This window comes from Frankia sp. AgB32, from assembly GCF_023243045.1.
Lineage (GTDB): Bacteria > Actinomycetota > Actinomycetes > Frankiales > Frankiaceae > Frankia.
In genome coordinates this window covers 1-15,091 of record NZ_JALKFX010000242.1, presented here as the reverse complement: position 1 = coordinate 15,091, position 15,091 = coordinate 1, and the positions used below count along the sequence as shown (strand labels likewise).

Sequence of the window (15,091 nt, the reverse complement as noted above, 5' to 3'; positions counted from 1 at the left end):
TGGCGTAAATGGGGGCGGCGGCCCGGGGGCGCCCCCAAAACCGGCCCCCCCCCCCCCCCCCCCCCCCCCCGGGGGGGGGGGGGGGGGGCGTCGAAGGTCGTGCGTCCGGGTGGCCGGGGCCGTCCGGTGTGTGGAGCCGATCGTCAGGACAGCAGGGTGAGGGCCTCGTTGAAGGTGACCGACGGGCGCATCACCTCGGTGGCCTTCACCGGGTCGGGCTGGTAGTAGCCGCCGATGTCGGCGGGCTTGCCCTGGACGGCGAGCAGTTCCTCGGCGATCGTCTGCTCGGACTCGGTCAGCGACTTCGCCAGGGTGGCGAACGTAGCGGCCAGCGTCGCGTCCTCGGTCTGCGCGGCGAGTTCCTGCGCCCAGTACAGGGACAGGTAGAAGTGGCTGCCGCGGTTGTCGATGCCGCCGACGCGCCGCGCCGGGGACTTGTCCTCGTTGAGGAAGGTGGCGGTGGCGCGGTCGAGGGTGTCGGCGAGGATCTTCGAGCGGGTGTTGCCGGTGGTGGTGGCGAACTGCTCGAAGCTGACCGCGAGGGCGAGGAACTCACCGAGGCTGTCCCAGCGCAGGTAGTTCTCCTTGACCAGCTGCTGGACGTGCTTGGGCGCGGAGCCGCCGGCGCCGGTCTCGAACAGGCCGCCGCCGTTCATCAGCGGAACGACGGAGAGCATCTTGGCACTCGTGCCAAGTTCCAGGATCGGGAACAGGTCGGTCAGGTAGTCGCGCAGAACGTTGCCGGTGACGGAGATCGTGTCCTCGCCGCGACGGATCCGGTCCAACGAGTAGGCGATCGCGTCGACCGGGGCCTTGATCTCGATGGTGAGACCGGCGGTGTCGTGCTCGGTGAGGTAGGCGCGGACCTTCTCGATGAGGCGGGCGTCGTGCGCACGGGTCTCGTCGAGCCAGAACACCGCCGGGTCGCCGGTGGCGCGGGCGCGGGTGACGGCGAGCTTCACCCAGTCGCGGATGGGCGCATCCTTCGTCTGGCAGGCGCGGAAGATGTCGCCGGCGGCGACGGTCTGCTCGAGCACCACCTCGCCGGCGGCGTTGACGACGCGGACGGTGCCGGTCGTGGCGATCTCGAAGGTCTTGTCGTGGCTGCCGTACTCCTCGGCCTTCTGCGCCATGAGGCCGACGTTGGGCACCGAGCCCATCGTGGCCGGGTCGTAGGCGCCGTGCGCGCGGCAGTCGTCCAGGACGACCTGGTAGATGCCGGCGTAGCTGGAGTCGGGCAGGACCGCGAGGGTGTCGGCCTCGGCGCCGTCCGGGCCCCACATGTGACCGGAGGTGCGGATCATCGCGGGCATGGAGGCGTCGACGATGATGTCGCTGGGGACGTGCAGGTTGGTGATGCCCTTGTCGGAGTCGACCATCGCGAGCGCCGGGCCCTCGGCGAGTTCGGCGTCGAAGGAGGCGCGGATGTCCGCGCCGCCGGGCAGCGACTCGAGGCCCTTGAAGATGCCGCCGAGGCCGTCGTTCGGGGTGAGGCCGGCGGCGGCGAGCGCGGCGCCGTGGGCGGCGAAGGTCTTCGGGAAGAACGCGCGCAGCACGTGGCCGAAGATGATCGGGTCGGAGACCTTCATCATCGTGGCCTTGAGGTGCACCGAGAACAGCACGTTCTCGGCCTTGGCGCGGGCGATCTGCGCGGTGAGGAACTCGCGCAGCACGGCGACCCGCAGGACGGAGGCGTCGACGACCTCGCCGGCGAGGACCTTCAGCGCCGGCAGCAGGACGGCGGTGGAGCCGTCGTCGCCGACCAGCTCGATACGCAGCGTGTCGTCCGCCGGGATGATCACGGACTTCTCGGTGAAGCGGAAGTCGTCGGCGCCCATGGTGGCGACGTTCGTCCTCGACTCGGCGTTCCAGGCGCCCATCCGGTGCGGGTGCACGCGGGCGTAGGCCTTGACCGAGGCGGGGGCGCGGCGGTCGGAGTTGCCCTCGCGCAGCACCGGGTTCACGGCGCTGCCCTTGATCCGGTCGTAGCGGGCTCGGATCTCCCGCTCGGCGTCGGTCGCCGGATCGTCCGGGTAGTCCGGCAGCGCATAGCCCTTGGCCTGCAGCTCGGCGACCGCGGCCCGCAGCTGCGGGATCGAGGCCGAGATGTTCGGCAGCTTGATGATGTTCGCGCCGGGCGTCTTCGCGAGCTCGCCGAGCTCGGCGAGCGCGTCGTCGATGCGCTGCTCGGGCTCGAGGTGCTCGGGGAAGCTCGCGATGATCCGCCCGGCCAGGGAGATGTCGCGGCTGTCCACCGGGACCCCCGCGGCCGCCGCGTACGCCTGCACCACCGGCAGGAACGAGTACGTCGCCAAGGCCGGCGCCTCATCGGTGTGCGTATAGATGATCGTTGAATCAGTCACCGACACTCCGCTTCACGTCTACTCCGTCTGGGTATCACGATATGCCGCGAGCCTCCCGCGCTCCCGCCTCGGCGGCGGCCGGGACGCCTCGCCGACAGGTCGGCACCGGACAGCCGGGACGCCTGCACAGCGCCCACAGCCGACGCGAGGCTCGCCTCGCCGACCACGGTCTGCTCGCGAGATCGGCACCGAGGTGGTCGGCTGGGCACCGCCCGGGATTGTATGGCAGCGGCCCGTTCGACGAAGATTGTCAGTGGTTACCGTACGTGGCCCGGACTCGCGTGGACGCACGGCGGGCGACCGACATCACCCCGCGACCGCTCCCGGACCGGCCGGTTCGAGCCGACCCGCGCTCCCGGGCCGATCAGGCTCACGGCCCGGGACGGAACGAGGCCACGATCGTTCGTAGCTGGGCGAGCGAGCCCGACCAGTCCGGCTCCGGCGCCCGCCAGCGCAGCGCGTAGCCGTGGCCGTTGCGGATGAGGCCGAGATCGAGGACGTGGATGGTGCGTGCGCCCGAGGTGAAGGTGAACTCCCAGATCGCCGCCGTCGTCCCGGCGCCGCCGTCCGCCGGACGAATGGACAGCAGATGGTAGCCGCTGGTGGAGGCAAGCACGGTCGGCTCCAGGTCACGCCAGGCACCGATCGCCGACGCACCGGCCTTGGTCTGGACCTCGACCAGCAGGTCCGGGAACCCCGACGGCGCGTTGGCGCGCAGGCGCGGGAAGCCGCCGCCGGCGAGCTGCCAGTCCGTCGGCAGCGCCGCCGACCACCCGGTCGCGTCCCGGTGGACGCGATAGCCCTCCGGGGCGGACGCCGGCGTCGTCGAGCTGGACACGAGCGATCCGAGATCGTCGAGGGAGGCCGTCGAGCCGGACCGGGTCGCCTCCGTGGCAGCGGCTGCGGAGGGCGTGGTGCCGCGCGCCGCCGGGCTCGGCGAGGTTGCCGGGGCGGTGCCCGTGGGCGCCGGCGCGGTGGTCGCCGCCGGGCTGGGCGGGCTGGTCGTCGGGCGCGGCGTCGGTGACGGTGACGCCGTGGCCGCCGGGCCACGCGTGGCGGCGTCCCGGCCCGATCGGTCCCCGCCGATGACCAGGCCGAGGACGAGCCCGACCGCGATGAGGACCGCACCGCCCACCAGGGCCAGCAGCAGCCGGCGGCGGCGCGCGGCCTGGCCCGGTCGGGCCGGTGTGCCCGGGGACGATTCGCGTCCCGCTGCCTGGTCACCACGGGTCGAGGACACTTCGGAGGATGCCTCCGCGGCGTCCGCCGCGGAGGGCGAGGCCGCTGCCGCACCCGCCGGCGCCGGCTGGCCGCCCGCGGACGGCGTGGATTCACGGGCAGGCACGGCGCCGACCGGCGTGCTGGCGCGACCGGAGGCGTGCTGTTCCTCGGGGGTCGGCACGCCGGCGGCGGCCGTCTGATCAGCGGGTGGCCCGGTCTCGTCGGCCACCGGTGCCAGCTGGGACACCGCGAGCGGCGCGGCCGCCTCGTTCCCGCCTGCCCTGGCCCGATCCGACTGGTCGCCAGGCCGATCGTGCCGGGCAGTGGACGGGTCGGGCTGGTCATCGGGTTGAGCCGGCCGGGCAGCGAACGGGCCCGACTGGGCGGCGGACGGCCCTGGCTGGGCGGTTACCGAGCCCGTCTGGTCGGTCGAGGGGCCCGTCTGGTCGGTCGACTGGCCCCGCTGGTCGGTTGACTGGCCCGATCGCAGGGTCGGCGAGCCCGGTTGGGCGGTTGGCGAGCCCGGCTGGGCGGGGAGCGCGCCCACGGGCTGGGTACTGGCCGGGGCTGACGGGAGATCGGTCCGTTCGGGCGATGCACTGGCACGTTCGGGCCGGTCGAGGGCTGGAACGGGCTGGTCGGTGGTCGGGTCGGGCTGGAGGATGTCCAGCAGGGTGACGCCATTGTGGGTCTGCTCGTCCAGGCGGTCCGCGATCTCCCGCAGCCGGCCCCGTGCCTCGGCGAGCGACGGCCGGTGCCGCGGATTGGCGGCGAGGAGCTCGGTGAGCACCGACCGCAGTGGCCCGCAGTGCCGGAACGGACGGCGCCGGTCCTGGACGACGGCGGCGAGGACGGCGAGCGTGCCGTCCCCCTCGAACGGCGGGACGCCCTCGACCGCGGTGAACAGGGTGGCCCCGAGGCCCCACACGTCGCCCGCGGTGCCGACCCGGTCGCCCCGGGCTCGTTCGGGTGGGATGTAGGCGGGCGAGCCGACGAGCATCCCCGCCTCGGTCAGCGTCGCGTCACCTTCGGAGACCGCAATGCCGAAGTCGGTGAGGCGGGCCTGGCCGTCGGTGCTGACCAGTACGTTCCCCGGCTTGACGTCGCGGTGCACCACCCCGGCGCGGTGCGCGGCCTCCAGGGCGTAGGCCAGGCTCACCCCGATCCTGGCCGCGCGCAGCGGCGTGATCCGGCCGTGCTCGCGGATCAGCTCGGCGAGCGACTGGCCATCGACGTACTCCATGACGATCCAGGTGCGGTCGTCGGCGTTGATGACGTCGTAGACGGTGACCAGGCCAGGGTGGCGCAGCCGGGCCGCCGCCCGCGCCTCCCGCAGCACCCGCGCGTTGAACACCTCCGCCTCGACCTGCGAGGCGGCCGGCGGGCGGCGCAGCTCCTTGATGGCGACGCGGCGGCGTAACAGGGTGTCCTCACCCTCGCGGACGACGCCGCCACCGCCGCGCCCGAGAAGACGCCCCAGTGTGTATCGACCGCCGAGCCGCCCGTGCGGGCTCGCGGTTCGGTCGGTCGGCATGGCCCGCTGCGCCCCCAGTTCCACGAGGATGTCACTGTATGGCCCCATCCTCTGACGTCCTCGCCGCTCAGGCGGCATGAACGCCACGGCGAGTCGCGTAGCAGTGTCGTCACGCAGCGATGCCCGGTCACGGCACCAACGGCCTCACCTCTGGGCCGGCACCCGACTCGACCAACGGTGCATGGCCGGTACCGCGCAGCTCCGTACGGCGCACCCGGGGGCGCGGCCGGGCGGTGAAGAACGAAGGCGGAACACCGAATCCGATCGGAATGCGGGGCGGAACGCAGTGCGGGCCGGCACCGACGTCCACCCGCCCGTCATCCGTTGGGATGTCCGTCATTCCTTTCGGAAACGGCCGCCGCGATCAGGCCGGTGCCGCGGCGATCGGAGTGTTCTGCGCGGCGGCCAGCCACCAGCGACCATCGCGTTCGACCAGGGCGTAAAGCGCCATTTCCGAGAATCCGTCGGCGTCGCGGGCCCGGCGGCGGATCTGTCCGATCGCGACACCGGGCGCCGGGGCACGCACGGCGACGACCTCGAAGTCCGAGGGCGGCGCCGTGCCGCGGGCCATGAGGGCCCGGTGCACCGCGTTGAGGTCGTCGAAGCTGGCCAGGGTCGCGCCGTACGGGCTTCCCCACACCACGTCGGCGGCGAAGGAGCGGTCGTAGGTGTCGGCGTCGGAGGTGTCCAGACCCTTTTGCAACTCGACGACGAAGCGGGCGAACACCGCCTCGGCGGCGGCACGCGCCGCCTCGTCATGGTCCAGGACTGGTCGGATCTCGCTCGGGCTCACGGTGTTTCGACCTCCACTCGACGACGACGCTCGCGGTCGAGGCTAGAAGGTGAAGCTGACATGAGGTCAAGGAAACGCTCCGGACTGGGCGCGTCCGTCGGCCCCGTTCGTCCGGGATCCGTGGGTGCTATCGCAGGTCGTCGCGGCGACGGGTGAGGTGTGCGATCTCGGCGGTGTTGCCCGCCAGGTCGATGGCCTTGCTGTAGGCCGCCCGCGACTCGGGGACGCGGCCCAGCCGGCGCAGCAGGTCCGCGCGGGTCGCGTGGTAGGCGTGATAGCCGGCCAGCACGTCCGCGAGGCGGTCGACGGCAGCCAGCGCGACCTGTGGACCGTCGAGTTCGGCGACCGCGATGGCCCGGTTCAGAACGATGATCGGTGAACGGTCGAGGCCGACGAGCTGGTCGTAGAGGGCGACGACCTGCGACCAGTCGGTGTCGCGGATGTCGCGGGCGGAGGTGTGCACGGCGTTGATCGCCGCGAGGATCTGGTAGCGGCCCGGGGCGATCCCGGCGGCGGCAGCGGCCAGGCGCCCGCGCACCAGCCGGTGGCCTTCGGTGATCAGGTCCCCGTCCCAGCGTCCACGGTCCTGCTCGTCGAGCGCGACCAGCTCACCACTCGCCGAGAGCCGGGCGGGGCGGCGCGCCTCGGTGAGCAGCATCAACGCCAGCAGCCCGGTCACCTCACCGTCCGCCGGCAGAAGCGCACCGAGCAGGCGGGTGAGCCGGATCGCCTCGGCGGTCAGGTCCCCCCGGAGCGGATCGGAGTCGGGACCGGTCGCCAGGTAGCCCTCGTTGAACACCAGGAACAGAACGGCGAGGACGCCGCCGACGCGGGCGGGGAGATCCTCCGCGGACGGCACCCGACAGGGGATCCGGGCCGCCTTGATCTTGGCCTTCGCGCGGGTGATCCGCTGGCCCATCGCAGTTTCCCGCACGAGGAAGACGCGGGCGATCTCGGCCACGGTCAGGCCCCCGACCATCCGCAGCGTCAACGCCACCCGAGACGGCATCGCCAGCGCGGGATGACAGCAGGTGAAGATCAGCCGCAGCCGTTCGTCCTCGACGACGCCGACAGCCTCGGACGCTGTGTCGTCCTGCAGCATGCGAGCCTCCCTCTGCTTGCCGTCGCGCTTGGCTTCCCGGCGGATCCGGTCGATGGCCATGCGGGTCGCGGTGAGGGTCAGCCAGGCGCCGGGGTTGGGCGGCAGGCCGTCCGCCGGCCACCGCTCGACGGCGGCCGCGAACGCCTCGGCCGCCGCCTCCTCGGCGAGGTCAAGATCGCCGAAACGCCTGACCAGGGCGGCGACCACCCGCGCCCACTCAGCACGGTGGACGTCGGTGATCGCCGCCTGGACGTCGGTGTGGCTCACAGGAACGGCCGCACCTCGATCTTGCGGTTGCAGGCCTTCGACCCCTCGGCGCCAAGCCTCAGCGCGACGTCGAGATCGGGAGCGTCAATGATCCAGAAGCCGACGAGGAACTCCTTCGACTCCACGAACGGCCCGTCGGTGACCACCGCGTCCCCGCCCCGGTTGTCGATGACGGTGGCGTTGTCAGGCACCCCGAGACCACCGGCGAAGACCCAGTGCCCCTCGTCCTGGAGCCGGGCGTTGAACACGTCGATGGCAGCCTGCTCAGCAGCCTCCGCCTCGACGGAGGAGGGGTCACGGCTGTCGTGGATCACGGAAACCAGGTACTGCATCTCGGCTCATCTCCTGCGGTTCGGGGCGCCCCTCGCGGGCAGCCACTCACCGGTACCACGAACGCCGCTGCCCCGATCCGACACCGCCGCCAGGATTTTTCTCAGTCCTTCGGCCGGGCGACGTCGGCGGCTGTTCGTCCGTACAGCGTGGTGGTCCAGGCGTTGAGCAGCGTGTCGATGAGGACGGTCTGGTCGTCGAAGGGCGCCACGCCCGCGGCGGCGAGGTAGTACAGGCGCTCACCGAGCCAGGTCAGGCCCGCCGCGGTCGCGCGCAGGTCCGCGCCGGCGAGGTGGGTCAGCGCCGCGGGATCCGCCTCGATCCGGGTGACGGTGGCCTCGGTGAAGCTGTTCATCTGGTCCAGCCACAGCGTGCGCAGTTCGTCGTCGGAGCCCCAGCTCTCGACGATCGCTCGCAGGACGCCGGCGTTCTCGCGCCACAGCCGCGCGCCGTCGGCGACTCCGAGGCGCAGGCCGGCCACCGGATCCAGCTGCGGCGCCGCATCGTCGTCGACCCACGGCCGCGCGGCCTCGTGCCCCCGCTGGACCGCCTGCCGGACGAGCTCGGCGAGCACCGCCTGCTTGCTGGCGAAGTAGAAGTAGAAGCTGGCCTTCGACACGCCCGCCGCACGAATGATGTCGATGACGCCCAGCGCGTCGAACCGGCGGTGCGCCAGCAGCTCCTCCAGCGCGGCGAGCAGCCGGGACCTCAGCTCGGCGGGCGGCGCCTCACCGACGGAGCGGCGGGCCGAGGCCACCGCGCGGGACGTCGTCATCCTCCCACGTTAGGGCACCTGGTCCCGACCACGGCGGCAAGGACGCACACCGATGGCCACCGACCACACGATGCCCGGTCCACCAGACCAGACGCACCGACCAGACGAGGCGTATGGTCGTCGCATGACCACCATCGCGCTGTGCCTCTCCGGGACGGACGGCCTCTCCGGGACGGACGGCCTCTCCGGGACGGACGGCCTCTCCGGGACGGACGGCGAACCGGACCCGACCTCGCCCCCGCACCAGCCCGCCGGGACGATCAGTCGATCGGACGCGTCATGAGATACCGGACGCTGGGCGCCAGCGGACTGCGGGTCTCGGAGCTGATACTCGGCGCGATGACCTTCGGCGAGCAGGGCGGGGTCGGCGCCCCGCTGGCGGAGTGCCGCCGCATCCTCGACGCCTACGCCGACGCGGGCGGCAACACGATCGACACCGCGATCAACTACCGGGACGGTGCCAGCGAGGAGATCCTCGGCGAGCTGCTGGCCGGCCGGCGCGAGTCCTTCGTGCTCGGCAGCAAGTACACCGTCTCCCGGGATCGTGCCGATCCGAACGCCGCCGGCAATGCCCGCAAGAACCTGCGCGCGTCCCTCGAGACCAGCCTGCGGCGGCTTCGTACCGACTACCTGGACATCTACTGGGTCCACATGTGGGACCGCGCCACGCCGATCGAGGAGACGATGCGCGCGCTCGACGACGCGGTCCGCGCCGGCACGGTTCTCTATGTCGGCATCTCCGACGCCCCCGCGTGGGTCGTCGCTCGCGCGAACACCCTCGCCGACTGGCGCGGCTGGAGTCCGTTCGTCGGCCTGCAGGTGCCCTACAGCCTCCTCAAGCGCGACATCGAGCGGGAGCTGCTGCCCATGGCGCAGTCCCTCGGCCTCGGGGTGACCGCGTGGAGCCCGCTGGGCGGCGGCGTCCTGTCCGGCAAATATCTCCCCGCGCCGGCTCCCCCGCCCGGCGGCGGTGGCGGGGGCCAGGCGGACGGCGCCGCTCCGACGCGGCTGAGCGCCGAGTCGTTGAGCGAGCGGGATTTCGCCGTCGCCCGGGCGGTGCGCGAGGTCGCCGACGAGCTCGGTGTCACCTCGTCGCAGGTCGCCATCGCCTGGACGAGGAGCCGTTCGGCGGCCGTCGTCCCGATCGTGGGTGCGCGCCGTATCGAGCAGCTGCGCGACAACCTCGGCTCGGTCGACGTCACCCTGCCGCCCGCCCTCGTCGCCCGGCTCGACGAGGCCACCGGCTTCTCGCCGGGCTTCCCGACCGACTTCATCGACCAGACCTCGCCCTGGGTCTTCGGCGCCGCCCTCGTGGAGGACTAACGCATATGTCGCACGAGGGACACTCGCGGGGCCGACGTCGGCCGGGTGGGTGCGGGTGGTGTCGGTGTCGGTGTCGGTGTCGGGGGAAGGGTGCTCGGGGCGAAGCCCAGGTCGCGGAGGGCGCGGCGGTAGGCGACGCCGAGTGCGTCGAAGGCGCGGTGGACCTCGTTGGCGGCGAACAGCCGCACGGGGCGCTGGGATTCGACGATGCGGCGGTCGGGCGCCCAGATGCGGTCCTCGACGGCCTGCAGCGCGGCGCCGTCGACCGGGCCGTCGCCGTGCACCGCCGGGTCGAACGCGGACATCCAGAACAGCCGTAGGGTCGTCGCGGTCGTCGGCGCGCTGACCACGAACATCACCGAACCCGGGCCGTGCGCCCCCGCGAGCCACACGCCGAACGGCAGCTCGATCCGATATCTCAGGTGCGTCTCGCCGACGGGACGCCGCCCGTCCGGACCGGGCGCGGCCAGCGGGTCCACCGCCGGGTAGTGGTACTCGGCCCGCACCGTGTCGCCGTCGCGGTGTACCGGGTACGGATCCACGGTGCGGACCCGCGGATTGCCGAACGTGTCGGGGTGCAGCACCGAGAAGTGCCCGATGTCGCAAAAGTTCTCGACCTGGCGGGCGGCCTGCGCCGACCAGTCCTGCACGGCGCCGACATGGTGGGGCCAGCCACGGTCCTCGATCTCGGGGAACCGGGGTCGCGCGCGGGCCTCGTCCGCCGCCTCGACGAGGCACGCCCAGACCAGCCCGGCGCCCTCGGCGGCCCGGACCCGGCGGGCGGCGACGACGTCGGGGATGCGCCGGTCCGGCTGCTGCGGCACCTCGACGCAGCGCCCGTCGCCGGCGAACGCCCACGCGTGGTAGGCGCAGCGCAGCCGGCCGTCCTCGTCGACGGTCCCGGAAGACAGCGGCACGCCGCGATGGGGGCACTGGTCCACCAGCGCCGACACCCCGTTCGACGCCACCGGACGCCACAGCACCAGCGGCACGCCGAGCAGCATCGCGGCCCGTGGCTGCCTGCGGACGTCGACGCTGCGGGCTACCGGATGCCAGTAGCGGGCCGCGGCCGCGGTGAACGCCCGGTCGAGCGCGGCGTCGTCAGCGCCCTCGCCGGGCAGGACCGGCAGGCGCGGCGCCGGCACGGCGGGCAGAGTGCGCACCAGGGCAAGCCGGGGCGCCGATGCGGCGCGCGGCGACGGCGCGCCGGCGGTCGGGGGCACAGCCGGGTGCTCACGGTCGTCGGACGGCATGCCTTGACGCTAGGGCCGGCCGGTTGCGCCCGGATTGCCCGCTGCGCTGCGACGATGTCAATTCGGTAACGACCCCGGCTGCAAGGCCGGGCGCGCGCGTCGGTGTACAGGGCGGCGACGGTGCCGCAGGGTGTAGGTATGGCGAAGCCCACCCCAGCCCGGCCCGCGACCTCCCGCCAGCCTGCCCCGGTCGCCGCACCGCCCCGCCCCGCCGCACGCGCCGGCGGCGGTGCCCCGCCAGCGCAGGTGGACAGGGCGGATCCGGGCGCCGCGGGCGGGGAGGCGTTTCGGCGCGTCTTCCGGCGGCACGCGGCGGGGGTGACGATCGTAACGATGGCGGGCTCGGGCGGGCCGTCCGGTTTCACCGCGACGTCGGTGACGTCGCTGTCCGAACGTCCGCCGTTGCTGTCGCTGGCACTGTCGACGGGGTCATCGCTCGCCCCGGCGCTGCTTGCCGCCGACTCCCTGGTGGTGCACCTGCTCTCACACGACCAGCGGGACCTCGCCGCCCGTTTCGCGCTGCCGGGCGCCGACCGGTTCGCCCCGCCGACCCGCTGGCGCCCGTTGGAGACCGGCGAGCCGCTGCTGCTCGACGCGGCCGTGTGGGTCCGCTGCGGGATCCGCCAGCGCATCGCCGCGGGCGACCACTGGCTGGTCATCGCGGAGGTGCTCGACAGCCGCACGCACCGCACGGCTGCCCCGCTCATCTACCACGACGGCGACTACGGCACGTTCCACTCTCCCGCCGCGGACCTCGCCGCGCAGGCCCCCGTCGGCGCCGATGTCACCGCTGGGCCGGCTCGCCGCGGCGGTCCGCGGACCGACGGTGACCTCGGCATTCGCGCACGCCGCGCCGTGCGTCCGACGTCCGGCGCGCCGGCGGCCGGGATGGCGCCGTCCGGAAAAAGCGGGCGATGACGGTTGGCGTCCTCGCCCCCGGGCACACGAACCCCACGTGCACGCCACCGACGACGAGGAGGCCAGCGATGAGGATCCTGAACCGCATCAAGGGCGACGTCCGACGGCTTCGCATACGCCGCCGCGACCGCGCCGCACATCCCAACCGCAACCCGCGCTACTAGTCGGGCGCAGTCCACACCTGACCGGGCGGGGGGGGGGGGGGGGGGGGGGGGGGGCGCCCCCCCCCCCCCACCCCGCCCGTCCGCGTTCGGCCACGGCTTCCGCTGCTCCACCGGACCGGCCGAAACCCTGCCCCCCGGAGATCCCAGCTACGTGGAGTGATGGGGAACGCGGGAAGGCCGCCTTGCGGGTCGTTCTAGGCGACATTTCGGGCACGAGACCGACCCGGCACCCGTCGCATGGTCGCCTGTCCCTGCCGCTTGGTCGAACCACCTTTTCATGATCGTTTTTGTGCGCTGGCGGGTTGTCATCACTGTTGATTATCTTGGTCGGCGGATAGCGGTCCACGGCGCGTAGTGCCGTCGCATCACTCCGCGTCAGGCCGGTGCCGCGGCGGTGGAGTATTCGCGGAGCGTCTCCCGAACTATCGGGAAGCCGGGCCGCCGCATTACCGCAGCCACAGGTTTTACCGCGCCGTAACGACATTGTGGGCTCGGACGACCGGAGGCGTGTGGTTCACTGCGAACGCAGTCCCCACGGGCATGTTCACCAGGTGTTTCACACGGCTCGGTCCGGCCGGCGCGGGCGATGGTGAGCCGTCGCGTCGCCATGGCCACGGCGCGCCACCCGCGGACCTGGACTCGCCGCTCCTCCCCCGCGCTCCGCCTTCCCGCAGGTCAGCGTCGTCGGAATCCTCCGCGCGCCAGGCCGACGGGTATCCCGGCGTGGCCGGGTCAGCCCATGCCCGACCACGGGTGCTCCTCCGTCCGCGGAGCGACACCCGCGAGTGACCTGCCGTCCGTCGGTCCGCGACCGCGGGGACGGCCGGACCCGAGGTTTCCACGAGCACATCGACGTCGGCGCCCAGCGCCGGCCTGACCGTGAGAACGCTGTCACCGACCATCGGCGCGGAAGTCTCCGGAATCACGCTCAAAGAAGGGATCACCGCTGAACAACGAGAGATAATCCGTACACTTCTTTTTCGCCACCGGGTGTTGGTATGGCGCGACCAGCCGATGGAGACCGCCGACCAGGTCGCCTTCGCCGAGGCGCTCGGGACGATCCTCGTCTTCCACAGCGTCGTCGATCCGAACCCGGCGCGGCCCCGGTGTGCACGAGGTCCACGGCGGCAGCAACGGCGGCTGGCATTTCGACGCCAGCAGCCTGCCCACCCCGCCGCTGGCCTCGATGCTGCGGGGTGTGCGGGTGCCGCCGACCGGCGGGGACACGCTGTGGGCCAGCGGCGTGGAGGCGTACCGGGCGCTGTCGCCGGAGCTGCGGGAGGCGGACCGCAATGGCTCCTCGCGCTGACGCTCACCCTCGCGCTGGCGCTGCTCGGCGCCTGCGGATCCAGCGGCGGTGGCGGCAGCGCGCAAGCTGGACACGGTCGTCGCCAGCATGAAGAGCGCGCCGCGCCCGCTGTTCGAGACCGTCTATCCGCGGCTGAAGAGCATCCCGACGCCGTTCAGTTCGACGCTGACCACGGTGAACATCGAGGATCTGCTCGCCGCGAAGCCGCAGGTGGTCCTCGCCGCGACGTCGGCCAGGGCGCTGGTGCCGCAGCTGGAGAAGGCCGGGATCCCGGTCGTGCTGTTCGCTCGATCATCACGACCTGGATGACCCAGGGCGGTGGCACGAACACCGCGGCCGACCACGACATCACCAAGTCGGGCTTCTCGACGGTGACCGCCGAGGATGTCGTGAGCTGGAACCCCGACCACATCATCTGCCGGGACGCGCCGACGGTGAAGCAGATCATGACGAGCCCGGCGTACCGCTCGGTGACGGCCGTGAAGGACAAGCACGTTCTCGGCGCTCCGCAGGGTGTGTTCACCTGGGCGGCGCGCAGCGCGGAAAGCGCCCTGCAGCCGCTGTGGGCCGGGAAGACGTTCCACCCGGAGCTGTTCACCGACGTCAACCTGGAGAACGAGACGCGGACCTTCTACGAGAAGTTCTATTCCTACAAGCTCACCGACGCGCAGATCCACGACATCCGGGCAGGGCCGCCCAGGCGGTGAGCAGGGCGGCGCCGATGACGGCGTTGCCACGGGCGGAGGCGTGCAGGCCGTCGGCGGCGAACAGGCTCCCGTCGGTGGCGAACGCCCGCGACACGCTGGTCCGCAACGTCACCGGCCAGCCGCCGGCCGCCGCCACCGCCGGGGTCTGGGCCCGTTCGAGGCGCCGGCCGAGCAGCCAGAGGACCTCTCGCAGCGGCGTGCGGACGGCGGCGATCACGCTGAGGTCGGGGGTGGTGCCCACGATCACCTGGGCGCCGCCGCGGCGCAGGTCGGCGACGGCGGCACGCAGGTGGCGGGCGACAGTGGCCGGTGAGGTGCGGTTGCGGACGTCGTTCACGCCGATGGAGATCACCACGAGGTTCGGGCCGGCGACGGCGATCTGGGCGACCTGCGCGGCGAGGTGTTCGGAGCGGGCGCCGTCGCGGGCAGCGCTGACGACGCGGACGTGGCGCCCCTCGGCGGCGAGGCGCCGCGCGAGCCAGCCACCGAGGGTGTCGTCGTAGTCGTGCACGCCGGTGCCCTGGGCGCTGGAGTCGCCCAGCATCGCGAGGGTGAACGGCGCATCGGTCGGGTTGCCGTAGTACTCCCGCACCGGCGGTGCCGGTGTCGTCAGCGGCCGCACCCGGCGGTCGGCCGCGGTGCCCTGGAACAGGGCGAGGCGCCACAGCCCGACACCCGCTCCGACGGCGGCACCACCGCCCGCCGCACTCGCCGACACCAGAATCCGGACCCGCCCGACCACAGCGCCCCCCTCCGGCCGTTGCTGCCGCCACCGGGCTGGGGCCACCGGCCTGAGGCCCGGGTACGCGCCCGCATCGTAGCTCGCCGGCCCCCGCCGGTCCCGCCGGCCGGGCAGATCCGCGGCGGCGCCGCGGATCCCGCCCGCTTGACCTGAAGTTGGGTTCAGCTTCCAGGATGGGATCACCGGTCGGGGGGCGGCGCCCGGCGGCGGGTGCGCCGGGCACCTGCTCGGCGAACCCGGCCCGCCCGTCGACCCGATCCTGCGGCGCATCGCCCACCGGCACGCGTCCC

Annotated in this window: 15 protein-coding genes; 6 read left to right on the top strand and 9 right to left on the bottom strand. The window is 73.0% G+C overall.

From position 1 onward, the window contains the following. Positions 1–143: 143 nt before the first annotated feature. The 6 genes from MXD60_RS27060 to MXD60_RS27035 all read right to left on the bottom strand — a co-directional run bounded on the left by MXD60_RS27060 (position 144) and on the right by MXD60_RS27035 (position 8,385). Positions 144–2,363: an NADP-dependent isocitrate dehydrogenase gene (locus MXD60_RS27060; RefSeq protein WP_248822519.1), complete on the bottom strand. Its 2,220-nt coding sequence runs from the start codon at positions 2,361–2,363 to the stop codon at positions 144–146. Positions 2,364–2,733: 370 nt separating this feature from the next. Further along, positions 2,734–5,166 carry a protein kinase domain-containing protein gene (locus tag MXD60_RS27055; protein WP_308222628.1) on the bottom strand — a complete coding sequence of 811 codons (2,433 nt, stop codon included), beginning with the start codon at positions 5,164–5,166 and terminating at the stop codon, positions 2,734–2,736. A gap of 316 nt (positions 5,167–5,482) precedes the next feature. After that, on the bottom strand, positions 5,483–5,911 hold the full coding sequence (locus MXD60_RS27050; RefSeq protein ID WP_248822518.1) for a DUF4440 domain-containing protein: 429 nt from the start codon (positions 5,909–5,911) through the stop codon (positions 5,483–5,485). A gap of 127 nt (positions 5,912–6,038) precedes the next feature. Next, entirely contained in the window at positions 6,039–7,280 is a 1,242-nt protein-coding gene (locus MXD60_RS27045; protein WP_248822517.1) for an RNA polymerase sigma factor, read from the bottom strand. Further along, positions 7,277–7,612 (bottom strand): YciI family protein, encoded by a 336-nt coding sequence (locus tag MXD60_RS27040; RefSeq protein ID WP_248822516.1) that lies wholly within the window; start codon positions 7,610–7,612, stop codon positions 7,277–7,279. Before MXD60_RS27040 ends, MXD60_RS27045 begins: the two co-directional genes overlap by 4 nt. A gap of 101 nt (positions 7,613–7,713) precedes the next feature. Then, entirely contained in the window at positions 7,714–8,385 is a 672-nt protein-coding gene (locus MXD60_RS27035) for a TetR/AcrR family transcriptional regulator (RefSeq protein WP_248822515.1), read from the bottom strand. Between the two features lie 124 nt (positions 8,386–8,509). Here MXD60_RS27035 and MXD60_RS27030 point away from each other — a divergent pair, with 124 nt between their 5' ends. Then, positions 8,510–8,668 (top strand): hypothetical protein, encoded by a 159-nt coding sequence (locus tag MXD60_RS27030; RefSeq protein ID WP_248822514.1) that lies wholly within the window; start codon positions 8,510–8,512, stop codon positions 8,666–8,668. Continuing rightward, positions 8,665–9,708: an aldo/keto reductase gene (locus tag MXD60_RS27025; protein ID WP_283099064.1), complete on the top strand. Its 1,044-nt coding sequence runs from the start codon at positions 8,665–8,667 to the stop codon at positions 9,706–9,708. Before MXD60_RS27030 ends, MXD60_RS27025 begins: the two co-directional genes overlap by 4 nt. On the opposite strand, the gene MXD60_RS27020 is transcribed toward MXD60_RS27025, so the two are convergent. After that, the gene (locus MXD60_RS27020; RefSeq protein ID WP_248822513.1) at positions 9,705–10,961 is read right to left on the bottom strand and encodes a Rieske 2Fe-2S domain-containing protein; all 1,257 of its coding nucleotides are present in this window, start codon (positions 10,959–10,961) and stop codon (positions 9,705–9,707) included. The two genes, MXD60_RS27025 and MXD60_RS27020, sit on opposite strands and share 4 nt — an antisense overlap. Positions 10,962–11,099: 138 nt before the next feature. Between MXD60_RS27020 and MXD60_RS27015 the strand changes: the two genes are divergently transcribed. Further along, positions 11,100–11,879, top strand: a complete 780-nt coding sequence (locus MXD60_RS27015) for a flavin reductase family protein (RefSeq protein ID WP_308222627.1) — start codon at positions 11,100–11,102, stop codon at positions 11,877–11,879. Positions 11,880–12,934: 1,055 nt separating this feature from the next. On the opposite strand, the gene MXD60_RS30555 is transcribed toward MXD60_RS27015, so the two are convergent. Continuing rightward, complete coding sequence (locus MXD60_RS30555; RefSeq protein WP_283099063.1) at positions 12,935–13,117, bottom strand: hypothetical protein; 183 nt, start codon at positions 13,115–13,117, stop codon at positions 12,935–12,937. Between the two features lie 10 nt (positions 13,118–13,127). On the opposite strand from MXD60_RS30555, the gene MXD60_RS30550 reads away from it, so the two are divergent. Genes MXD60_RS30550 through MXD60_RS27000 form a run of 3 tightly spaced genes read left to right on the top strand, consistent with a single transcriptional unit; the run spans position 13,128 to position 14,059 of the window. Further along, positions 13,128–13,352 (top strand): TauD/TfdA dioxygenase family protein, encoded by a 225-nt coding sequence (locus MXD60_RS30550; protein WP_518468777.1) that lies wholly within the window; start codon positions 13,128–13,130, stop codon positions 13,350–13,352. A 48-nt stretch (positions 13,353–13,400) separates the two neighbouring features. Next, the gene (locus tag MXD60_RS27005; protein WP_248822512.1) at positions 13,401–13,661 is read left to right on the top strand and encodes a TroA family protein; all 261 of its coding nucleotides are present in this window, start codon (positions 13,401–13,403) and stop codon (positions 13,659–13,661) included. After that, a complete protein-coding gene (locus MXD60_RS27000) occupies positions 13,658–14,059 on the top strand; it encodes a TroA family protein (RefSeq protein WP_248822511.1) in 402 nt (133 codons plus the stop codon). The genes MXD60_RS27005 and MXD60_RS27000 overlap by 4 nt, the downstream gene beginning before the upstream one ends. Here the strand turns inward: MXD60_RS27000 and MXD60_RS26995 are convergent. Continuing rightward, positions 14,010–14,801: an SGNH/GDSL hydrolase family protein gene (locus tag MXD60_RS26995; RefSeq protein ID WP_248822510.1), complete on the bottom strand. Its 792-nt coding sequence runs from the start codon at positions 14,799–14,801 to the stop codon at positions 14,010–14,012. The two genes, MXD60_RS27000 and MXD60_RS26995, sit on opposite strands and share 50 nt — an antisense overlap. Positions 14,802–15,091: the final 290 nt, after the last annotated feature.

What these genes read in the sequence shown, in the direction of transcription:
- MXD60_RS27020 (WP_248822513.1), bottom strand. Translation starts at nt 10,961, where the DNA reads ATGCCGTCCGACGACCGTGAGCACCCGGCTGTGCCCCCGACCGCCGGC.
- MXD60_RS27025 (WP_283099064.1), top strand. Translation starts at nt 8,665, where the DNA reads ATGAGATACCGGACGCTGGGCGCCAGCGGACTGCGGGTCTCGGAGCTG.
- MXD60_RS27055 (WP_308222628.1), bottom strand. Translation starts at nt 5,166, where the DNA reads ATGGGGCCATACAGTGACATCCTCGTGGAACTGGGGGCGCAGCGGGCC.
- MXD60_RS27015 (WP_308222627.1), top strand. Translation starts at nt 11,100, where the DNA reads ATGGCGAAGCCCACCCCAGCCCGGCCCGCGACCTCCCGCCAGCCTGCC.
- MXD60_RS27030 (WP_248822514.1), top strand. Translation starts at nt 8,510, where the DNA reads ATGACCACCATCGCGCTGTGCCTCTCCGGGACGGACGGCCTCTCCGGG.
- MXD60_RS27035 (WP_248822515.1), bottom strand. Translation starts at nt 8,385, where the DNA reads ATGACGACGTCCCGCGCGGTGGCCTCGGCCCGCCGCTCCGTCGGTGAG.
- MXD60_RS27040 (WP_248822516.1), bottom strand. Translation starts at nt 7,612, where the DNA reads ATGCAGTACCTGGTTTCCGTGATCCACGACAGCCGTGACCCCTCCTCC.
- MXD60_RS27000 (WP_248822511.1), top strand. Translation starts at nt 13,658, where the DNA reads ATGACCCAGGGCGGTGGCACGAACACCGCGGCCGACCACGACATCACC.